This window comes from Nocardiopsis sp. YSL2, assembly GCF_030555055.1.
Classification (GTDB): Bacteria; Actinomycetota; Actinomycetes; order Streptosporangiales; family Streptosporangiaceae; genus Nocardiopsis.
Window position 1 is genome coordinate 3,934,896 of record NZ_JAMOAO010000001.1, and the last position, 17,738, is coordinate 3,952,633.

Consider the following 17,738-nt stretch of genomic DNA (forward strand, 5'->3'; position numbering starts at 1 on the left):
GTGCCGGACACCCCCTGTCCACCTGAGGGAAGTCCCCCCAGCCGCCCCGGCGGCCCCACCCGAGGTGCCTCCTTGGACTCCAGCATCGCCACCATCGCGCTCCCGGCGGCCCTGGCCGTCATCATGCTCGGCCTCGGGCTCAGCCTGACGACCGCCGACTTCGCCCGCCTCCTCCGCGTTCCCGGCACGGTCGCGCTCATCCTGGGCTGCCAGATCGTCGTCCTGCCGCTGCTGTGCCTCGGCCTCGTCCTGCTCTTCCAGCCGCCGCCGGCGCTCGCGGTCGGGATGATGCTGCTCTCGGCCTCGCCCGGCGGCACCACCGCGAGCCTGTACAGCTACCTGTTCCGCGGCAACGTCGCGCTCAACATCTCCCTGACCGCGCTCAACTCCCTCACCGCCATGGTGACCCTGCCGCTGATCACCAACCTCGCGCTCGCCCACTTCATGAGCGACGGCGACACCCTCGGCCTCCAGGCCGGCAAGGTCCTCCAGGTCTTCGCGATCATCCTCGTCCCCGTGGCGATCGGAATGGTGCTCCGGGCGCGGGCACGGGCCTTCGCCCAGCGCATGGAGCGCCCGGTCAAGGCGGCCTCCGTCGCGGTCCTGGTCGGCGTCATCCTCACCGCCGTGTACCAGGAGATCGACAACATCGGCGGCTACATCGTCTCCGTGGGACTGATGGTCGTGCTGTTCAACCTCGCCAGCCTGGCCATCGGCTACTGGGCACCGCGCGCCGTCGGCACCGGCCGCCCCGAGGCGATCGCCTCCTGCATGGAGATCGGCCTGCACAACACCACGCTCTCCCTGGCCATCGCGCTCAGCCCCGCCCTGCTCGGCAACACCGAGATCGCGGTCCCCTCGGCCGTGTACGGCATCCTGATGCTGTTCACCGCCGCCGCCACCGGACTCCTGCTCAACCGGCGCGCGGTCCGCGACGACGCCGCGCGGGAGGCGGCCCCTCCCGTGCCGTGACCGGCCGTGCGGCGCCCACCTGCGGTCGTGGTGGGCGGACACCGCGCCACCGCCTGCCGTTGTCGGTGGGGCCGGCCCGAGCTGGCGACGACGGTGCCGATGTGCTCGTGCACGGCGTTCTGCGCGGCCGCGATCCGCACGGCGGTCTCGCCGTTGCCCACCCCCTCCGCCATCGGCGCGTGGGCCTCCTCCGGGGCGGCCGCGGGTCAGTCCTCGTCCTCCTCCCCGCCCTCGTCCCCGGTCAGGGCGTCGACCGCGACGGCGACACTGATGACCAGCGCGGGGTCCCCGCCGATGTCGCCGCGGTGCGTGTTGACGTCGACCGCGTAGGTGTCGCGGACCCGGAACCACTTCCGTGAGACGACGGCGACCGTGCCGTGTTCGTCGCCGATGACGAACTCCTTGCCCAGGAAGTCGCCGGTGACCTCCCAGTCCGGGCCGTCGGCCACGTCCACCAGCAGCTTGTCGCGCAGCGGGTTGACCAGGCGCTTGCGGACCGTGGCCACGGTGTCCCCGTCCCGCTCGATCCGCATCTGGTCGCGCACCTTGAACAGCTTCTTGCGGATCGTCATGAGCTCGGTGCCGTCGGGGGTCCTGAGCTCGAAGGTCGTGCGCAGGCGCATGGCCTTGCCGTCGACGAGGTAGACCCGGTTCCCCTGCTCGTCGGTCACCCAGAAGTCGTCACCGATGTCGAAGACGCGTTCGCGTACGAGGAATTTCATGACCCGAAGCTAGAGCACCGGTTCGCTCCGCCGCCAGAGGGCGCACTGCTCCGTTCGGTCCGGGGATCGGGGGACCCCGCGAACAAGGGCTCACCGTGACCCAGGCCGCCACCAACTTCCTGGCGCAGACGGTCGCCGGACTGGGTGCCGCGCCGCCCTACTACTTCGGGACCGCCAACCTCGGCTCCCTGCGCGGCCTGACCCAGTCGGTCGTGGTCGCCTCGACGGCGGTCGGCCCCATCCTGCTGTCGCTGGCCCACCAGTGGGCGGGGTCCTACCGGCCCGGGCTCATGGGCCTGGCGCTGCTGTGCGCGGTCGTGGCCGTCGCCGTCCTGTTCGCCCGCCGCCCGCGGCCGCGTTCACACCAGGGCACACCGGTGCCCGACGACGAGGAAGACCCGAAGAACGGGGAGGAAGCGGGTGGGCCTCCGGCGCGGGACTAGGGCCGCGCTACCCGATCGTGGACCGAGAGTGTGAACATCCGAGGGATGGGTCCACATGCGTCACGGTGGGTCATCATCGGGTCGGGACGGCTGGGGTCGCGAATACGACTCTTGTCAGGAAAAACGGATCCAGGCCAGGGCTTGTGAGAGTTGTCTCAGTCGCGCAGCGTGACACCAACTCTCACGTAACGGTAAAGTTCAACCCGTTGGCGCCCGTGGCCATCCCACGCGGCGACACCCCGTTCCTCCCGGCCGTTCGCGACGGACACGGTCGGGCCGCGGCGACGCGGCCGCGCCCCGGGGCACCTCCGGTGCCGCTCCGGGACCGACACACGCACCGCCCGAGCGCAGGGCACGCCTGTTGTCCGCGCGCCGTCGCCGTCACACCTGACCTGATCACCGCGGCCCTCGCTGTGGGCTGCCCGAAACCAGATGGGTTCTCGTTGAATCTGCCGGTGAAGACCCGACGAGGGTCGCTGAAGTCCCGCGTTCCCGCCCCCGCCCAGATCCGCGCCGACGTCCTGGCCGGGCTGGTCGTCGCACTGGCGCTCATCCCCGAGGCCATCGCGTTCTCCCTCATCGCCGGGGTCGACCCGCGCGTGGGCCTGTACGCCTCCTTCGTGATGGCCGTGTCCATCGCGTTCCTGGGCGGTCGCCCCGCGATGATCTCCGCCGCCACCGGCGCCATGGCCCTGGTCGCGGCGCCGCTGTCCATCGAGTACGGCGTCGACTACCTCATCGCCGCCACGATCCTGGCCGGACTCATCCAGGTCGGGCTCGGGCTGCTGGGCGTGGCCAAGCTGATGCGGTTCGTGCCGCCCAGCGTGATGACCGGGTTCATCAACGCCCTGGCCATCCTGATCTTCATGGCCCAGCTGCCGCACCTGGCCGGGGTCGGCGTTCCGATCTACGCCATGGTCGCGATCGGCCTGGTCATCATCTTCGGCCTGCCGTACCTGACCAAGGCGGTCCCGGCGCCGTTGGTGGCGATCGTGGTGCTGACCGTCGCAGCGATCGGGATGGGCATCAACGCCCGCACGGTCGGGGACATGGGCGACCTGCCCGACGCCTTCCCCGTCCCCCTGATCCCGGACGTGCCCTTCACCCTGGACACGCTGACGCTGATCGCGCCGTACGCGGTGACGCTGTCGCTGGTGGGGCTGATGGAGTCGCTGATGACCGCCAAGGTCGTCGACGACCAGACCGAGACCTCCTCGAACCACGCCCGCGAGGCGCGCGGTCAGGGCATCGCCAACGTGCTGGTCGGCTTCTTCGGCGGCATGGCCGGCTGCGCGATGATCGGCCAGACCATGATCAACGTCAAGTCCGGCGCCCGCACCCGGATCTCGACCTTCCTGGCCGGGGTGTTCCTGCTGATCCTGTGCGTGGGGCTGGGCGACATCGTCGGGATGATCCCGATCGCCGCCCTGGTCGCGGTGATGTTCTTCGTCGCGATCGTGACCTTCGACTGGCACAGCATCGCCCCCAGGACCATCCGGCGCATGCCCTGGTCGGAGACTCTGGTCATGGTCGTCACGGTGGCGGTCGTGGTGGCCACCCACAACCTGGCCCTGGGCGTGATCGTCGGCGTGATCGTCTCGATGGTCTCCTTCGCCCGCAAGGCCGCCACCCAGGCCGACGTGACGAGCGTGCTCGACCCCGAGGGCGGTACGCGGGTGTACACGGTCCACGGTGAGCTGTTCTTCGCCTCCACCAATGAGCTGATCGGCCGGTTCGACTACGCCGAGAAGGGCCTGAACAAGGCCGTGGTGGACATGTCCGAGGCGCACGTGTGGGACTCCTCCGCGGTGGCCGCCCTGGACCACGTCGCCGAGCACTTCCGCAAGCACGATGTCGAGGTCGAGATCATCGGCCTCAACGAGCCGAGTGCCTCGCTGCACCAGGAGCTGACGGGGACCCTCAACGGCGGCCACTGAGCCGCGGCCCCCGCGAACGGCCCGTCGGTCCGGCGGGCCGTTCGTGTGTCCGGGGCCGCCCACGCGGCGAGTGTCCGGCCCCGCTCGGACCACCGGCGGCTGCGGAGGGGCCGCACGGCTCGTGTTATCGGCGCCTGGGCACCGACCACGTCGACATCTACCGGCCCGCCCGCCTCAACCCCGACGTGCCCATCGAGGACACCGTCGGCGCCATCGCCGAACTCGTCGAAGCCGGGTACGTCCGCCACATCGGGCTGTCCGAGGTCGGTGCCGAGACCCTGCGAAGGGCGGCCGCCGTGCACCCCATCGCGGACCTGCAGATCGAGTACTCCCTCCTCTCGCGCGGTGTGGAGGACCGCATCCTGCCCGCCGCGCGCGAACTGGGTACCGCGGTCACCGCCTACGGGGTCCTCTCCCGCGGCCTGCTCTCGGGCCACTGGAGTCCGCAGCGCGACCTGTCCGCCGGGGACTTCCGCGGCTTCAGCCCCCGCTTCCAGGGCGAGAACCTCGCCGCCAACCTGCGCCTGGTCGAGGCGCTGCGGGCGGTCGCCGAGCCGCTGGGCGCCACCGTCGCCCAGGTCGCCGTCGCCTGGGTGCTCTCCCGGGGCGAGGACATCGTGCCTGTGGTGGGCGCCCGTCGCCGCGACCGCCTGGCCGAGTCCCTGGCCGGCGGAGAGCTCTCCCTGTCGGCGGCCGACCTGGCCGCGATCGAACGGGCGGTCCCGCCCGGCTCGGCGGCCGGGGAGCGCTACGCGGCGCCGCAGATGGCCATGCTCGACAGCGAGCGCTGACCCGGGCGCAGCCCGCCCCCACGCACCGGGGGATCGGCGACGGCGACCCGTCGGATGGGCCGGTTTCTGGCCTCGCTCGTGGCCAAATGTGGCCTGAGTCACTTCCGTGTGGTCCCGTGTGCCTACAGTGGACACAGTGGACACCGCCTGTCCCGGGGCGGTGCGTCGCCCTGTACGGGGGATGGACGATGAACGTCGCAGCGCACACCAACATCGCACCGACCGACCTGCGGTCCCTGAGGCGAACCTTCCACGGCCGCCTCCTGGGCCCCGAGGACCCCGGCTACGAGGAGGGGCGCCGGGTCTGGAACGGGTCCATCGACCGCCGGCCCGCCCTGATCGCCTACTGCACCGACACCGCCGACGTCGTCGAGGCGCTGCGGTTCGCCACGGGCCTGGGGATGGAGGTCGCCGTCCGCAGCGGCGGCCACAGCTTCCCCGGCCAGTCGCTGAGCGAGGGCGGCGTCGTGATCGACCTGTCCGGGATGCGGGGGCTGCGCGTGGACCCCGACACCCGGACGGCCCGGGTCCAGGCCGGGGTGCTCATCGGTGAACTCGACACCGCAACCCAGCTCTTCGGGCTGGCGGTGCCCGCCGGCATCGTCACCCACACCGGCCTGGCCGGGCTCACCCTGGGCGGCGGCATCGGCTGGCTCATGCGCAAGTACGGGCTCACCGTCGACCAGCTCACCGCGGTGGAGATGGTGACGGCCGGCGGCGAGGTCGTCCGCGCCGACGCCACGGAGAACTCCGAGCTGTTCTGGGCCGTGCGCGGCGGCGGGGGCAACTTCGGCATCGTCACCGAGTTCGAGTTCCGGCTCAACCCGGTCGGCCCCATCGTGCTGGCCGGTCCCGTGGTGTGGCGGATGGCCGACTCCGCCCGTCTCATGCGCTTCTACCGCGACTGGATCGACGAGGCACCCGACGACCTCACCACCGCGATCGTGCACCGCCGCGCCCCGGCGGTGGACTACCTTCCGGCCGAACTGTGGGGCGCCCCCGTCGTCATGGTCGTCTGCTGCTGGGCGGGTCCGATCGACGCGGGCGAGCGCTTCCTCGCCGCGCTGCGCCGGTTCGGGCCGCCCGTCCTCGACCTGTGCGCGCCCCAGCCCTTCACCCGGTTCCAGGCCATGTTCGACCCCTCCTTCCCCCACGGCCGCTGGTACTACTTCAAGTCCAGGGACGTCGACGTGCTCACCGACGAGGTGATCGACCTGACCGCGGACCGCGCGACCAGCTTCACCTCGCCGCTGACCGCCTTCCCGATCTTCCAGCGCGGCGGCGCGCTGGCCCGCGTCGGGGAGGAGGAGACCGCGTTCTCCGGGCGATCGTCGGGCCACACCTTCAACATCAACGCGACCTGCGCGACCGAGGAGGGCTTCGCGCAGGAGCGCGCCTGGGCCCGCGGCTTCTGGTCCGACCTGGCGCCCCACGAGTCCGGTGCCTACGTCAACTTCCTCATGGAGGAGGGGATCGAGCGCGTCCGCGCCGCCTACGGGCAGGCCAAGTACGACCGGCTCGCCGCGATCAAGCGCTCGGTCGATCCCGACAACGTGTTCCACCTCAACCAGAACATCCCGCCGGCCCCGGCCGGATGAGAACCGAGGGGACCGCCCGCTGACGCGGCGGCCCCACCCGGTCGTCCCGCGTCCGCGTGGCCGTCGCTCAACCGATCCGGGTCGTGGCTCCGTCCGCCCAGGTCACGACAGCGCCGTCGGTGCCGATCCCGACCCGCGGCCGCGGGCCCCGGCCGCTCCCGGGAGCGGCGGAGAGCCGGACCAGGCACGCCACCGCGCTCCCGGGGGCCGCCCTCACGACGGCCCAGGGCACGGTCGTCGCCGGACCCAGCGGAGCGGCCTCCGCCAACTCCTCGACGCCGTTGCGCCCCGGACGGTCGGAGGCCAGGACCTCCACCGTCGAGACCAGGGCACCGCCGGGGACCACCGGCCAGCCGCCGACGCGCAGCCGCCAGGCGCCGTCCGGTCCGGGTGCCGGCTCGGGGCCCACGCGTACGACGCGCACCTCGTCCGCGCCGCGCACGGCCGACCACACGTCGAGCAGCGGCCCCGGCCGGGTGGCGCCGCGCCGCCCCGAGCCGTGGTCGGGCGCCGCGTCCTCCTCGACCGCGACCCAGTGGGCCCTCCACCGGGAGTGCCCGACCGCGGCCGTGCCGTCGTCGTGCACGCCCAGCGCGCGGAACCCGGTGCGGTGGGTCGCCCTGCCCTCGGTGTCCAGCACCACGACGCTGTTGTCCAGGGGAGAGCCGACGGTCGGCCCCACCAGCGGGGGCGCGGTGGCGGTCGAGTACCCCAGACGCGCGTAGAGGGGCGAGTCCCCGGTCGGCCGCCCCTCGGTGCCGTGGTCGGTGCCGTGGTTGACCACGCGGACCACGCCGTCGGCCGCGGTGCCGCTGACGATCCAGCCGGGCGCCCGCACCACCGCGCGGACGTCGCCCTCCTCGACCGGCAGGGGCCGCTCCCGCGCGGTCCACACCGGGTGGTCCTCGGGCAGCAGCAGCCCGAAGAAGCCCTTGGCCGCCCAGTAGGGCGAACCGGCACCGGAGTAGGACTGGCGCATGCCCGGCCACGGCCCGTGCCAGCCCAGCGTCAGCAGGCCGCCGGAGTCCGGGACGCCGTGGTCGGTGAAGTGCCGCAGCACTCCGGAGGCGGCCCGGCGGAGCAGACCGGGCGACAGGTCGGTGGCACCGGACCAGGCCCCGACCCACAGGGGCGCCGCGGCCGCCATCCGGTAGGTCAGACTGCGCCCCTGGAAAAGCGGGCCGCCGTCGGCGCCGATCAGCCGGACGTGGTCGTCCAGGTAGCGCCGCAGGTCAGCGCGCCACCGGTCGCGCAGGTCGGGTGCCGGGGGATCGGCGGAGAGCGCGGACCACACCAGCGGGTAGAAGTGCAGCGCCCAGCCGCAGTAGTGGTCGTAGGCGCGTTCGGGGCCGTCGGAGAGCCAGCCGTCCTCGCGGCGCAGACCCGCGTGGACGGCCAGGCCGCGGTCGATGTCGGCCGCGTCCCAGGGGCCGCCGACCGACCTCAGGAACTCCTCGACCACGATCTGGAACCACACCCAGTTGATCGGCGGGTAGGACTCCCCGATCACCGTGGACATCCAGGCGGTCACCCGTCCCTGCTCGGCGGGGGAGAGCCGGTCCCAGAGCCAGGGGCGGGTGAGCATGAGGCCGAGCGCGACCGAGGCGGCCTCGACCTTGGCCTGGTCGAGTTCGTCGGGGCGGGGCCAGCGCTCGGACCCGCCGGGATCTGTCCCCGCGAGCAGCCCGGCGCGGTACCGGTCGAGGAAGCCGTGCGGATCGTCCCCGTCCTGGCCGGCGACGAGGAACGCGGCGAGCAGGAACGTGCGGGCGTAGCCCTCCAGGCCGTCGCTGTCGCGCCCGTAGGCGCTGGTGGGGCCGGGCAGGTCGATGCGGGCCAGGCCGGGGGACACATGCGGGCGCACCGACAGCAGCAGGTGCTCGGCCACCGCCGACCAGTGCCGCCGGGTCCAGCCGGTGTAGGGGGACAGGTCCCGGTCCTCGGGGGGAAGCCGCAGCTCGTGTCCGCTCAAGCCATCACCCCGAACGCGCTCCGGGTGACCTCGTCCAGCGGCGGTCGGCCGGACCGGTACCGGTCGAGCTCCTCCAGCGCGGCCAGGGACATCCGCTCGGTCTCCGGCCCCAGCGAGCCGGCGACGTGCGGGGTGATGAGGACGTTCTCGCAGTCGTAGAGGTCGCTGGTGTCGGGCAGGGGCTCGGGCTCGGTCACGTCGAGGATCGCGTACAGGCGCCCCGTCCGGCACTCGCGTTCCAGCGCACCGGTGTCCACGAGCCCGCCGCGCGCCGTGTTGAGCAGGGTCGCGCCGTCCGGCAGCAGCGCCAGCGCGGCGGCGTCGATCATGTTCCGTGTGGAGGGCAGCATCGGCGCGTGCAGACTCAGGACGTCGCACCGGGGGAAGGCGTCCGCCGCCGTGGTCAGCCGCCCGCCCTGGCCGGCGACGTCGTCGGCGTCGGCGTGCGGGTCGACCACCAGGACCTCGATGTCGAACGGCCGCAGGAGCGTTCCCAGCAGCCGGCCGGTCCGCGACCACCCGACCAGGCACACCGTCCGCCCGCGGTTGGACAGGTCTCCGTGGGACGAGGCGTAGGACCAGTCGGACCGGAAGGAGCGGGCTTGGCGCGCCAGGAACGGAACGCGCTTTCCGGCCGCCAGGATCATGGCGAGGGCGTACTCCGCGACCGGAACCGCGTTGGCCGCCGCCGCCGTGGTCACCAGGATGCCGCGGTCGAAGGTCTCCAGGGACACGTGACCGCGCACGCTCCCCGCCGCGTGGATGATCGCCCGCAGGTGCGGAGCGGAGTCCAGGACCCGGCCGGTGACGGGCGGGCAGCCCCAGGACGTCAGGAGCACCTCGCAGTCGGCGAGCCCGGCGCGGGCCTCCGCGCTGTCCAGCGTTCGCACCCGCACGGGGTCCCCCACCTGTGCCGACTCTGTCAGTCGGGCCAGGATCGGTGTCGGGAACTGCAGGCCGAAGGTCCGGTCGTCCATGCACAGCAGCGTTCTCGGCCGCCGTTTCGTCCTCGCTTCGGGCGCGCCGCCGCGCCGTTCGTCAGTGTCCTCGCCGATGCCCATCGCACCGCCTCCACTCGCCTGGACCACGCCGTTCCGCACGGGGCCTCCTGCTTCTTCCTGACGATTTCGTGCCCCGGCCTTGACCGTGGCCTGGGTCACATCTACTTTGGAAAGCGCATTCCGTGTGACTGAGGCTACACCAGGGCGAAGGAGGACCACAGCCCCATGCGAAAGAGGAGCGGATGAGCACAGCCCCACCGGCGGCCCTGCGGCACCCGGCCCGGCGCCGGCGCCGTGACTGGACCGGCCTGGTCTTCGTCACCCCCTTCCTGGTCGTCTTCACCGTCGGCATCGTCGCCCCGCTGGTGTACGCGAGCGGGCTGAGCCTGTTCCGCGACCAGCTCATCGGAGGACGGTCCTTCGTCGGTCTGGGCAACTACGCCGAGGCCCTCACCGACGCCAGGTTCCTGGAAGGGCTTTCCCGGGTCGCGCTCTTCCTGGGCGTCCAGGTCCCGATCATGATCGGCCTCGCCCTCCTGGCCGCGCTGATCCTGGACTCCGGGCGGGTGCGCGCCATGCGCTTCATGCGCATCGGCATCTTCATGCCCTACGCCGTCCCCTCCGTCGTCGCCGCCCTGATGTGGGGGTTCATGTACGGCGACCGGTTCGGCCTGGTCGCCCAGCTCAACGAGGCGACCGGAGCGGCCCTGCCGAGCCCGCTGTCCTCCACCTGGGTCCTCGCCGCCATCGGCAACGTCGTGACCTGGGAGTTCGTCGGCTACAACATGCTGATCCTCTACGCGGCGCTGCGGGCCGTACCCGAGGAGCTCTACGAGGCCGCCGCCATCGACGGGGCGGGCGAGGTCCGCGTCGCGCTGAGCATCAAGATCCCCGCGCTGCGGCCCGCCCTGTGGGTCGCGACGCTGTTCTCGATCATCGGCAGCTTCCAGCTGTTCAACGAGCCCAACGTGCTCCAGTCCCTGGCACCCGCGGCCATCAGCACCTACTACACACCGAACATGTACGCCTACCAGCTGGCCTTCAACGCCAACCAGGTGACCTACTCCGCCGCCGTGGCCGTCCTGCTCGGCGCGATCACCGTGATCGTGGCCTACGTCGCCCAGCGGCTGACCGAACGGGGGAACAGGCGATGAGGTCGATGAGCGCGACCACCGAACCCCGGCCGCCCGCGGCCGCACGCACCGAGCCCCCGCGGGGCGGCGGCCGGCCCTCCGCGCCCGCCCGCACCAGGTGGCGCCGGAGCCGCCGCCGGACCAGCCTCCTCCTCCAGGCGGTGATGGCGCTGATGGTCCTGTACACCCTGCTGCCGCTGTACTGGCTCGCCGTCAACTCGACCAAGACCAACGGCGAGCTGTTCACCTCCAACGGGCTCTGGTTCGGTTCCGAGTTCGCCCTGTGGGACAACATCGTCACCACGGTCACCTACCAGGACGGCATCTACCTGACCTGGCTGTTCAACACGGCCCTGTACTCGGTCGCCGGCGCCGTGGGGGCCACCCTCATCTGCGCCCTGGGCGGCTACGCCCTGGCCAAGTTCGACTTCCCGGGCAAGCGCGCGGTCCGCGCCGTCGTCTTCGGCGCGATCACCATCCCCGCCACCGCCCTGGCCATCCCCACGTTCCTGCTCTTCGCCGAACTCGGGATCACCGACACCCGCCTGGCGATCATCATCCCGGCCCTGGTCAGCCCCTTCGGCCTCTACCTCATGACCGTCTACGCCGCCGACTCCGTGCCGGACTCGCTGCTGGAGGCGGCCCGGATCGACGGCGCCGGCGCCTGGACCACGTTCTGGCGGGTCGCGTTCCGGCTGCTCGCCCCGGGCGTGGCCACCGTCCTGCTCTTCAACCTCGTCCACACCTGGAACAACTACTTCCTCCCGCTGATCATGCTCAGCGATCCCACGCTCTACCCCCTCACCGTCGGGCTGAACCAGCTCAACAGCCAGGTGACCACGGGGGCCAACCTCGAACCGGTCTACAACGTGGTCCTGACCGGCTCCCTCCTGGCGATCGTTCCGCTGATCGTCTCCTTCCTCTTCCTTCAGCGCTACTGGCAGTCGGGTCTGGCCGCCGGAAGCGTCAAGCAGTGAGTCCACAGAGTCCGCACCACGACAAGGGATGCACCATGCGCACACCCCCCACGAGCCTGAAAGTCCCCGCGGCGGCCTGCTGCGCCGTCCTCCTCGCCACCGGCTGTGGCGGGGGCGGCGCGCAGGACGACGAGGCCGGCTCCACCGACCGCTCCGCCGAGATCCAGGCCGCCCTGGAGGAGGGCGGCGAACTGACCCTGTGGACCTGGAGCACCAAGTTCGACGACGCGGTCGCCGCCTTCGAGGAGGAGCACCCGCAGGTCAGCGTGGAACTCGTCAACGCCGGGCAGTCCGCCGACCAGTACACCGCGCTGCAGAACGCGATCAGCGCGGGGGAGAACGTCCCCGACCTCGCCATGGTCGAGTACTTCGCCCTGCCCCAGCTCGCGCTCTCCGAGCAGTTGGTGCCGGTCGGCGCATGGGGCCTGGACTCGCTGGAGCCGGAGTTCACCGCCTCCTCGTGGGAGCAGATGTCCTACGGCGAGGGCACCTACGGCCTGCCCAACAACACCGGGCCGCTGGTGATGATCTACAACCAGCAGGTCTTCGAGGACGCGGGCGCGGAGATCCCCGCGACCTGGGAGGAGTTCGCCGAGGCCGCGGAGCTGATCCAGGAGGACAGCGGCGCCCACATCGCCTCGATCGACCCCGGTGACGCCGGAGGGGTGGACAGCCTCATCTGGCAGGGCGGCGGACGCCCGTTCCAGTTCGACGGGGAGGCCGGAACGGTCGACTTCACCGACGAGGGCACCCAGCGCGTCACCGCCTACTGGAGCGACCTGGTCGAGCGCGACCTCGCCGCCTCCCAGCCCGGATGGACCGACGAGTGGTGGCGGGCGCTGGGCGACGGCTCCCTCGCCACCTGGATCACCGGGGCCTGGGCGCTCGGGAACATCTCCAACACTCTCACCGACAACGCCGGTGACTTCCGCGTCGCGCCCGCACCCGTCTGGGACGAGGCCGCCCCGGAGAACGCGGAGAACGGCGGATCGGGATTCTCCGTCGTCAGCGGTTCGGAGAACACCGCCCTGGCGATGGGCTTCCTGGAGTGGTTCTCCACGAACGAGGCCTCCCTGGACGCCCAGGTCGCGGCCGGATCCTTCCCCGCGCAGACGTCCGTGCTGGAGGACCCCGACTACCTCGCGGCCGAGTACGACTACTTCGGCGGCCAGCAGGCCAACGAGGTCCTCGTGGCCGCCTCCGACGGGGTCGCGGACGGTTGGCAGTACCTTCCCTACCAGGTGTACGCGAACTCGGTCTTCGGCGACAGCGTCGGACCGGAGATCGAGGAAGCGGGCTCCATCCAGGCCGGAGTGGAGGCCTGGGGCGAGGAACTGCGCTCGTACGGTGAGTCGCAGGGATTCCAGATCGACTGAGGCCGGTCGGGGCGTGTTCCGTGGGGGCCACCCGTGCCGGGCGGGCTTCCGGCGCGGTCGGCACGGGTGGCCACGGAACACGCCGCGGAACGGGCGCCGGGTCCACGGCTCCGGCGCCCCCGGCGCGGGACAACCGGAACGAGAGGGGAAGCAGTGGCGAAGGGCTCGAACGGCCGGGCCACCCTGGCCGACGTCGCGCGGCGGGCCGAGGTGTCCCACGCGACGGCCTCACGGGCCCTCAACGGCAGCACCCGCAACGTGCGGCCCGAGCTGCGAAGGCGGGTCCTGGCGGCCGCGGCCGAGCTCGGCTACATCGTCAACTCCGCCGCCCAGGCGGTGGCCCGGGGCCGGGGCGAGCACGTCGCCCTGGTCGTCAACGGGATCAACGACGACTATTTCTCACCCGTGGCCTCCGGCGTCCTGCACGCCGCCGAGGCCGACGACCGCATGGTCACTATGATCTCCAGCCGCAACAGCCCCGAGCAGGCCACCCGGGTCGTGGCCTCGCTGCGGGCCCAGCGCCCGCGCGCGATCATCCTGGCGGGCGGGCGCTCGGTGACGGCCGGTGCGTGGGACGCGCGCCTGGTCGACGAACTGACCCTGTTCGAAGGCGAGGGGGGCCGGGTCGTGGCCATCAGCGAGGAGGGGCTGCCCTTCGACACCGTCGCCGTGGGCAACCGCGCGGCCGGCGCCGACCTGGCCGCGCAGCTCGCCGACCTCGGCTACCGCGAGTTCACCGTCCTCGCGGGCCCCGCCCAGGCGCGCACCGCCCACGACCGGGTGGCCGGGTTCCGGGCGGCCCTGGCCGAACGCGGGATCGAGGTCGGGGAGAACCGCGTCATCCACTGCGGGTTCGACCGCGACGGAGGCTACGCCGCGGCCGGCGAGTGCCTGCGCCGACGCGCACCCACCCAGCTGGTCTTCGCGATCAGCGACGCGGTCGCCGTCGGCGCCATCGCGCGCCTGCGTGAGGCGGGCGTGGACCTTCCGGGCGACATGGCCGTCGCCGGCATCGACGACGTCCCCGCCCTGCGGGACGTCTCCCCGGCCCTGACCACGGTCCGCCTGCCCTGGCCCGAGGCCGGGCGCGCGGCCCTGGACCTGGTGGCCGAGCCCGTCGACACCGGACCCAGGGTGGTCCGCCTGCGCGGCCACGTGGTCCTGCGGGAGAGCACGCCGGTGCTCGGGCGCCTTTGAGACGGGGCCTTCGCGCTTTCCGGTGTGGCCCGCTCGTTCCTCACGAACCCCACCTCCAAGCACTCCAGGACCCGTCGGCGCCCTCGCCGCGCCTTCTTTGGGCCTCCGCTCGTGCCCGCGCCGTCGCCCACCACCACCCTTAACGGACGCCTGCGGCGCAGTCCTTCCTCGCTTTGGCCCGGATAGACCCCCTGTGGCGCGGGCAGCCTGGACCGCTCACCTTCAACCCCCTGTGGACCCCACGGGCCGAACCGCTCGCTTTCAACCCCCTGGGGTTGCGGCGGGCGGGATCGTTGGGCTTCAGCCCTCTGCGGTTCCGGTGGACGGGATCGCTTCGGCGTCCGGACATGACGAAGGGCAGGTGCCCCGACCGTGTCGGTGCCCTGCCCTTGTCGCGCTGTGCCCCCTGCAGGATTCGAACCTGCGCACCCGGCTCCGGAGGCCGATGCTCTATCCCCTGAGCTAAGGGGGCGTGCTGCGAGAACAACTGTAGCAGGGGCCTCGGGCGGTTCGTCCACTCGTTTGGGGCGCGCCGGGCGCACCCGGTCGGATGCGACCGATCCGGTGGTGCGGTGTCACCGCGCGACGGTAGTGTCGCGCCCGTGAACGCCCTACCCACACGGGTTCTCGTCGTCGAGGACGACGAGGTGATCCGGGAACTGATCCGCCTCAACCTCGAACTGGAGGGGTTCGAGGTCTTCACCGCCGTGGACGGGCAGGACTGCCTGGACCGCGTCGGATACATCGACCCCCACGTCGTCACGCTCGACGTGATGATGCCGCGCCTGGACGGCTGGACCACCGCGGAGCGCCTGCGCGAGGACCACGCCGCGCCCCGGCGCGTGCTCATCCTGGTCACGGCACGCGCACAGGAGGAGGACCACCGCCGCGGTGATGGCATCGGGGTCGACGCCTACCTCACCAAGCCCTTCGATCCCGACGTCCTCATCGACACCATCCGCGAGCTCATCGCCGCCGAGGGGGGACAGCGGTGACACCCTGGGGCCTGGAAGCGCTCGCCCGTGAGGCTGCCTCCCGCGCGCTCGGACTCGATCCGGCCGAGATCCCGTTCGTGTGGCCGCGCCACGACCACGCGGACCGGGGGGCCGACGCCGCCACCGCGCTTCCGCCGCGCCTGGTCTCGACCGTGCGCGACCGCCTGCCCGGCCGCGGCGACCCCCGACTGCTGGTCTGCGGCCGCATCGCGGCCGAACTGACCGCCATGCGCGACGACGGCCGGTGCGACTTCGCCCACCTGCTGGGCGACGCCCGGGGCTTCCTCAACGTCACCCTCACGGAGGGCCAGCGCCACGCCCTGCTCTCCGCCGCCGCGGCCGACGCCCCCCACTACCTCACCGGGCGCTCCTGGGACGGCGAGGGCTCCTGGCCCTCCTCCGCCCTGCACGAGGCCGGACCCGTCGCCCAGGCCCGGCGGCTGGCCCGCGCCGACGCCCGCGACCGCATCGCCCTGGCCACGGGCGGGACGGCACCGCCCCCCGGCCCCGGCGACGGCGCCTCCGGCTGGCGCGACCCCTACCTGGACGGCGACCCCGGCGATCTCCTCACACCCGCCGGGCGCGCCCTGGGCACCGTCGGGGAAGCGAGCGCCCGGGTGGCGTTCTGCCGCTCGATCCCGGAGCACCCCCGCGAGTCCGAGACCACCGGCGGCGACCTGCCCGTCCTGCCCTCCGAGGGCCGCCCGGGCGCCTGGGTACGGCTCACCGACGCCAATCCCGCCTTCCGGCTGCGCTACGCCCACGCCCACGCGGTCAGCCTGTCGCGCTGGGCCGAGGAGGGGGCCGTGCCCCACGCCGCCTGCGCCGAGCACACCGCCGCCCCCCGCGGACTCCTCTTCGACGGCCCCAGCGTCCTGGACACCGCCGCGCGCAGAGAGGAACCGCATATCCTGGTCAGATACCTGGAAGCGCTGGCCAGTGCCTACGATGAGTGGCGGACCTGTCCGGCCGCCTCCTCGTCACCTGAGCGGGCCGTCCCGGAGCCGGCGCTACCACCCGCCGTCGCCGGAGTCCTTCGCACCGGGCTCTTCCTGCTCGGAGTGTCAGCGCCCACAAGGCTGTAGACACACCTGTGCCGGATCCCGGCGCACCGCACCCAACCCCTGAGTTCCGATCGGGTTGGTGGACAATGGGTGCGGGTGCCCGCCGACACCCACACCGCCGTATCCCAGTCGAAAGCCCGCTATGAGCCGCTACGCCCACCCGGCAGGATCCCGCCACGCGGAGGTCCTGCCCGAGGACAATCCGCCGCTTCCGCCCGAGGACCTCAACGGCCTCGACCCCCGTGTGTGGCCCGCCACGTCCCGCCGGGACGACGGTGAGCTCACCGTCGGCGGCGTCGGCGTCGCCACCCTCGCCCGCACCTACGGGACACCCCTCTTCGTCATGGACGAGGAGGACTTCCGCGGCCGGGCCCGCGACTTCCGCACCGCCTTCACCGAGGCCGACGTCTACTACGCGGGCAAGGCACTGCTGACGAAGGCCGTGGCCCGCTGGGTCATGGAGGAGGGCCTGAAGCTGGACGTGTGCTCGGGCGGCGAACTGGCCGTCGCCCTGGCCGCCGGGGTCCCGGGCGAGCGCATCGGCATGCACGGCAACAACAAGTCCACCCAGGAGCTGCGCCGGGCCGTCGAGGTCGGCGTGGGCCGGATCATCATCGACTCCCTCGACGAGATCGAGCGCCTGGAGGGCGTCGCGGCCGAACTCGACCGCCGGCCCAAGGTCCTCATCCGCGTCACCACCGGTGTGGAGGCGCACACCCACGAGTTCGTCGCCACCGCGCACGACGATCAGAAGTTCGGCTTCGCGATGAGCACCGGCGCCGCCGCCGAGGCCGTCCGCCGGGTCCTGGCCGCGCCGCATCTGGACCTCGTGGGCCTGCACTCGCACATCGGATCCCAGATCTTCGACACCTCCGGCTTCGAGGTGGCCGCCCGGCGGGTCACCCGCTTCCTCGCGGGCGTCCACGAGGACCAGGGCGTCACCCTGGCCGAGCTCGACCTCGGAGGCGGTCTCGGTATCGCCTACACCTCCGGCGACGACCCCCTGGACGCCAAGACGATCGCCCAGAGCCTCACCGCGATCGTGCGCCGCGAGTGCGAGGAGTCGGGCCTGCCCCAGCCCCGCGTGGCCGTCGAGCCCGGCCGCGCGATCGCCGGGCCCGCGGGCATCACCGTCTACGAGGTCGGCACCGTCAAGGACGTCGAGGGCATCCGCACCTACGTCAGCGTCGACGGCGGCATGAGCGACAACATCCGCACCGCCCTGTACGGGTCGGAGTACACCGGCCGTCTCGTCTCGCGCGAGAGCGACGCCGGGCCGATGCTCTCGCGCCTGGTCGGCAAGCACTGCGAGAGCGGCGACATCATCGTGCACGACCTCCACCTGCCCGCCGACCTCAGGCCCGGGGACCTCGTGGCCGTCGCCGCGACCGGCGCCTACTGCTACTCCATGGCGAGCAACTACAACCACCTGCCCCGGCCCGCCATGGTCGCGGTCCGCGGCGGCGAGGCACGCGTGATCGTGCGCAGGGAGACCGAGGAGGACCTGCTCCGCCTCGACGTAGGCTGAACCGTCCGGCGCCCGCGGCACCGCCGCGCGAC

The 17,738-nt window shown here is 72.4% G+C and carries 14 protein-coding genes, 1 tRNA gene and 1 pseudogene; 12 read left to right on the forward strand and 4 right to left on the reverse strand.

Going from position 1 to position 17,738, the window contains the following annotated elements:
- The first annotated feature begins 72 nt into the window (after positions 1-72).
- The gene (locus M1P99_RS17445) at positions 73-972 is read left to right on the forward strand and encodes a bile acid:sodium symporter family protein (protein ID WP_304453672.1); all 900 of its coding nucleotides are present in this window, start codon (positions 73-75) and stop codon (positions 970-972) included.
- Between the two features lie 206 nt (positions 973-1,178).
- Here the strand turns inward: M1P99_RS17445 and M1P99_RS17450 are convergent, their stop codons facing one another.
- Complete coding sequence (locus M1P99_RS17450; RefSeq protein WP_304453673.1) at positions 1,179-1,694, reverse strand: LURP-one-related/scramblase family protein; 516 nt, start codon at positions 1,692-1,694, stop codon at positions 1,179-1,181.
- 80 nt (positions 1,695-1,774) lie between these two features.
- Between M1P99_RS17450 and M1P99_RS17455 the strand changes: the two are divergent.
- The 4 genes and pseudogenes from M1P99_RS17455 to M1P99_RS17470 all read left to right on the forward strand — a co-directional run.
- Positions 1,775-2,137, forward strand: a pseudogene (locus M1P99_RS17455) (hypothetical protein); the annotation flags it as partial.
- Between the two features lie 455 nt (positions 2,138-2,592).
- Positions 2,593-4,074 (forward strand): SulP family inorganic anion transporter, encoded by a 1,482-nt coding sequence (locus M1P99_RS17460; protein ID WP_304453674.1) that lies wholly within the window; start codon positions 2,593-2,595, stop codon positions 4,072-4,074.
- A gap of 134 nt (positions 4,075-4,208) precedes the next feature.
- Positions 4,209-4,865 carry an aldo/keto reductase gene (locus M1P99_RS17465; RefSeq protein WP_304455733.1) on the forward strand — a complete coding sequence of 219 codons (657 nt, stop codon included), beginning with the start codon at positions 4,209-4,211 and terminating at the stop codon, positions 4,863-4,865.
- 188 nt (positions 4,866-5,053) lie between these two features.
- A complete protein-coding gene (locus M1P99_RS17470) occupies positions 5,054-6,463 on the forward strand; it encodes an FAD-binding oxidoreductase (protein ID WP_304453675.1) in 1,410 nt (469 codons plus the stop codon).
- A 67-nt stretch (positions 6,464-6,530) separates the two neighbouring features.
- Here the strand turns inward: M1P99_RS17470 and M1P99_RS17475 are convergent, their stop codons facing one another.
- Complete coding sequence (locus M1P99_RS17475) at positions 6,531-8,435, reverse strand: DUF2264 domain-containing protein (RefSeq protein ID WP_304453676.1); 1,905 nt, start codon at positions 8,433-8,435, stop codon at positions 6,531-6,533.
- Positions 8,432-9,412 carry a hydroxyacid dehydrogenase gene (locus M1P99_RS17480; RefSeq protein WP_304453677.1) on the reverse strand — a complete coding sequence of 327 codons (981 nt, stop codon included), beginning with the start codon at positions 9,410-9,412 and terminating at the stop codon, positions 8,432-8,434. The genes M1P99_RS17475 and M1P99_RS17480 overlap by 4 nt, the downstream gene beginning before the upstream one ends.
- A 266-nt stretch (positions 9,413-9,678) precedes the next feature.
- Here M1P99_RS17480 and M1P99_RS17485 point away from each other — a divergent pair, with 266 nt between their 5' ends.
- From M1P99_RS17485 to M1P99_RS17500, 4 genes are all read left to right on the forward strand, one after another.
- The gene (locus M1P99_RS17485) at positions 9,679-10,590 is read left to right on the forward strand and encodes a carbohydrate ABC transporter permease (protein ID WP_304453678.1); all 912 of its coding nucleotides are present in this window, start codon (positions 9,679-9,681) and stop codon (positions 10,588-10,590) included.
- A gap of 5 nt (positions 10,591-10,595) precedes the next feature.
- Positions 10,596-11,546: a carbohydrate ABC transporter permease gene (locus M1P99_RS17490; RefSeq protein WP_304453679.1), complete on the forward strand. Its 951-nt coding sequence runs from the start codon at positions 10,596-10,598 to the stop codon at positions 11,544-11,546.
- A gap of 35 nt (positions 11,547-11,581) precedes the next feature.
- Complete coding sequence (locus tag M1P99_RS17495; protein WP_304453680.1) at positions 11,582-12,922, forward strand: extracellular solute-binding protein; 1,341 nt, start codon at positions 11,582-11,584, stop codon at positions 12,920-12,922.
- A gap of 153 nt (positions 12,923-13,075) precedes the next feature.
- Positions 13,076-14,119: a LacI family DNA-binding transcriptional regulator gene (locus tag M1P99_RS17500; protein WP_304453681.1), complete on the forward strand. Its 1,044-nt coding sequence runs from the start codon at positions 13,076-13,078 to the stop codon at positions 14,117-14,119.
- A gap of 400 nt (positions 14,120-14,519) precedes the next feature.
- Here the strand turns inward: M1P99_RS17500 and M1P99_RS17505 are convergent.
- Positions 14,520-14,591 (reverse strand) — tRNA-Arg (locus M1P99_RS17505).
- A gap of 130 nt (positions 14,592-14,721) precedes the next feature.
- On the opposite strand from M1P99_RS17505, the gene M1P99_RS17510 reads away from it, so the two are divergent.
- From M1P99_RS17510 to lysA, 3 genes are all read left to right on the forward strand, one after another.
- Positions 14,722-15,114 (forward strand): response regulator transcription factor, encoded by a 393-nt coding sequence (locus M1P99_RS17510; RefSeq protein ID WP_304453682.1) that lies wholly within the window; start codon positions 14,722-14,724, stop codon positions 15,112-15,114.
- Complete coding sequence (locus M1P99_RS17515; protein ID WP_304453683.1) at positions 15,111-16,199, forward strand: DALR anticodon-binding domain-containing protein; 1,089 nt, start codon at positions 15,111-15,113, stop codon at positions 16,197-16,199. The genes M1P99_RS17510 and M1P99_RS17515 overlap by 4 nt, the downstream gene beginning before the upstream one ends.
- Positions 16,200-16,320: 121 nt before the next feature.
- Positions 16,321-17,706: a diaminopimelate decarboxylase gene (gene lysA, locus M1P99_RS17520; protein WP_304453684.1), complete on the forward strand. Its 1,386-nt coding sequence runs from the start codon at positions 16,321-16,323 to the stop codon at positions 17,704-17,706.
- The last annotated feature ends 32 nt before the right edge of the window (positions 17,707-17,738 follow it).